The sequence below is a fragment of the uncultured Algibacter sp. genome (assembly GCF_905480415.1).
Taxonomy (GTDB): domain Bacteria; phylum Bacteroidota; class Bacteroidia; order Flavobacteriales; family Flavobacteriaceae; genus Algibacter_B.
The window spans coordinates 1-2986 of sequence record NZ_CAJQQI010000099.1 but is presented as its reverse complement, the minus strand read 5'-3'; the positions used below and the strand labels follow the sequence as shown (position 1 = coordinate 2986).

The 2986-nt window shown below is 34.3% G+C and carries 4 protein-coding genes; 3 read left to right on the top strand and 1 reads right to left on the bottom strand.

Translation table 11 applies throughout. The features are described from left to right. From QZ260_RS06935 to QZ260_RS06925, 3 genes are all read left to right on the top strand, one after another. The coding region (locus QZ260_RS06935) for a Gfo/Idh/MocA family oxidoreductase (protein ID WP_295984374.1) at positions 1 to 896 on the top strand (896 nt) is incomplete at its 5' end. Positions 897 to 996: 100 nt separating this feature from the next. Further along, positions 997 to 1470, top strand: coding sequence for a hypothetical protein (locus QZ260_RS06930; RefSeq protein ID WP_295984371.1), 474 nt, complete (start codon positions 997 to 999; stop codon positions 1468 to 1470). Beyond that, positions 1460 to 1660, top strand: a complete 201-nt coding sequence (locus QZ260_RS06925; RefSeq protein ID WP_295984369.1) for a helix-turn-helix transcriptional regulator — start codon at positions 1460 to 1462, stop codon at positions 1658 to 1660. The genes QZ260_RS06930 and QZ260_RS06925 overlap by 11 nt, the downstream gene beginning before the upstream one ends. Positions 1661 to 1858: 198 nt before the next feature. Here QZ260_RS06925 and QZ260_RS06920 read toward each other — a convergent pair whose 3' ends face one another. Further along, on the bottom strand, positions 1859 to 2704 hold the full coding sequence (locus tag QZ260_RS06920) for a DUF2911 domain-containing protein (protein WP_295984366.1): 846 nt from the start codon (positions 2702 to 2704) through the stop codon (positions 1859 to 1861). Positions 2705 to 2986: the final 282 nt, after the last annotated feature.

The following is a 2986-nucleotide window of genomic DNA, read 5'->3' as shown; positions in this document are numbered from 1 at the left end:
AAGATGCAAAGATATATGCCGTTGCTTCACGAAATCAAGAAAAGGCTAATGAATTTGCTTCAAAGTACAACGCTACAAAAGCATATAGTAGTTACGAAGCATTGGCGAAAGACCCACATATTGATGCCGTTTATATTGCTACACCACATACCCTTCATAAAGAAAATACCATATTATGTTTAGATCATGGTATTGCTGTACTTTGTGAGAAACCGTTTGCTATGGATAGCGATGAAGTAAATGAAATGATTGCAAAGGCCAAAGACAAAAACGTGCTACTCATGGAAGCGCTTTGGACATACTTTCTCCCGCATTACCGATACGTTTTAAAAGCCTTGGAAGATAGAATTTATGGTGATGTTATAAAATTGGAGGCTGACTTTGGTTTTTACCGTGCCTTTGATAATTCATCAAGATTATTCAATAAATCTTTAGGTGGTGGGAGTTTATTAGATATTGGCATCTACCCCATTTTCGCTTCGTTATCTGCATTAGGAATTCCAAAACATATTAAAGCCAATGCTACTTATTTTGAAAATGGTGCAGATTCATCTTGCGACATGGTATTTGAATATGAAAAAAATGTAAAGGCTATTTTAAAAAGCACCTTAATTGAAGATACACCAACAGAAGCCATTTTTTATTGCAAAAAGGGCATCATAAAAATAAATCATCAATTTCACAACCCTTCAACGATTAGCTTAATTCCTAATGAGGGTGAAGCCGAAACTATAGATTTCAATAACAAAACGATTGGTTACAATTACGAAGCCATTCATTTTAATGAATTACTTCGACAAGGAAAAACAGAAAGCAATGTGATGTCTTTTGAGTTTAGCCAGTCGCTAATCAAGACTTTAGACGACGTTAGAAACCTCATCAATCTACACTACTAAACACTAAAAAAGACTAGTTATTATTACTTTATGTCTATTTTATTTGACTAAATGTAAAGTTTGTTTTACCTTTGATTCATCAATGTTATAAATTAAACAGATGAAAACAAATTATTTATTACCTCACAAGTACAAAATCTTAGGATGGATTTTGTTTATTATCGGAATCATCTACGGGTTAGTCTTCGCTTATTCAGGCTATGACTACGAACCTATTCAAATAAAAGTACTCTCAATTTTTAATGAAGGACTTTTGCATGGGAATGATTTACGATTATTTGAAATTATCGAAACGGGCATATCTAGCGAATTAGCTTCAATAGCCATTATAGTTGGTGGACTCATTGTTGGGTTTTCAAAAGAAAAAATTGAAGACGAGTTTATCTATAAGCTTAGAAAAGATTCTTTGGTTTGGGCCATCATTTTCAACTACTTTATTCTAACATTAACGATCATATTTATATACGATCTTTCATTCTTCCATGTGTTAATTTACAATATGTTTACACCTCTATTATTCTTTATTATTCGTTTTAATTTTTTAAAACTAAAATCTAAGAGTCATGAAGAATAGTATAAAAGTACAACGTGCTATCCACGACATGACCCAAGCCGATTTAGCACAAAAAGTAGGTGTAAGTAGGCAAACCATAAACGCTATGGAAAAGAATAAGTATGTACCGTCAACGGTTCTTTCTCTTAAAATAGCAAAACTTTTTAAAAAACCTGTTGAAGATATTTTCTTTCTGGAGGCCAACGACTAATAGAAAAGAACTAACTTTTGCGGATACTTGCGTTAACGATTGTAGTGGCTAGCTTTTGGCGAGGCGAGCATCGAGCCAAAACTATAAACGTAAAGCATGACCCTCGTGGTAACGCCCAAAATCAAAAAAGCGCAACCAAAATGATTACGCTTTTCATATATATAATATCTTAAAATCTTATGTTCTAAGACGTCCAAATTACATCGCTCCCCATTCTTTAAGAGACGCTTTATTCATATTAATGTAAGCAGAATTTCCAGCTTTTTCAGCACCAGCTAAAGATTCTTTAGCGATTTCAATAGCCGCCTTTTTATCTCCAGCTTTAGCATAAATTAAAGACTGCTGTCTTAATTGCCAGAACCCAGGTTTTTCTATCTTAGACATCGCAGTATCCATCCATTCTTTAGCTTTAGTAATATCTTTTCCAGCTTCCAAATAATAAACAGCCGCAGCATAATAATCTCTAGCACCAGGACCACTCATTATTTTATCAATACCAGCTGTAACCACTTTATCAGTGGGCACTTCAAAAGGAACCTCTATGACTGTTTTGTCCCAAATTAAGTTAAGCGTCGCGCTACTCTTTTTAATATTATGAATATCAAAAGTTAAGGTCTCAACACTAAATGGAAGCTCCATAGGTGTAATCGTAGTTTTAGCAACTACTTTACTATCATCCCAATCCTGCGGTACGCCGCCGCCTTTGTAATCTGTGTAAAAATAGACCTCCCAAGTTTCAACCCCTGGTTTTGTAAATAGAGCATAAGTACCAGCTTCTAAAGTTTGTCCATCTACAGTAGCATCAGTACTAAACGTAATTGATGTTCTAGCATTTGCACCTGTTCGCCATATCTTATCAAACGCCTCTAAGCCACCAAATATTTTTCTCCCTTTAACTCCAGGTCTTGAATATTCGATCGTAATATCTGTTAACCCAACCCGTTGTTCTAATTTAGATGACGGACTTGGTTGTGGTGTTTCAATTTGAGCATTCACTGAGTAAGCAGTTGTAAATGCTAATAAAATCAATACTAGTTTTTTCATTGTAATTTAGTTTTAAAAATGCGTTTATATTGGTATAAATTTACGCATCACAATTCCTTTTAATGTTAACAAAACCTTAAAATAAGACCATGTATATTTACTTCACATAAAATTTCGGCGTTACCCGAAAGGGTCGGGCTTTCCGCTATATCTTTTGCTAAATAGCAAAAGGATGCCGATGCTATCCCTAACGCAAAAAACAAACTACAATGAAACCATACATATCCGAAATCATAGGAACATTTGCCTTGGTATTTTGCGGCTAGCTATTTTAGAATTTTT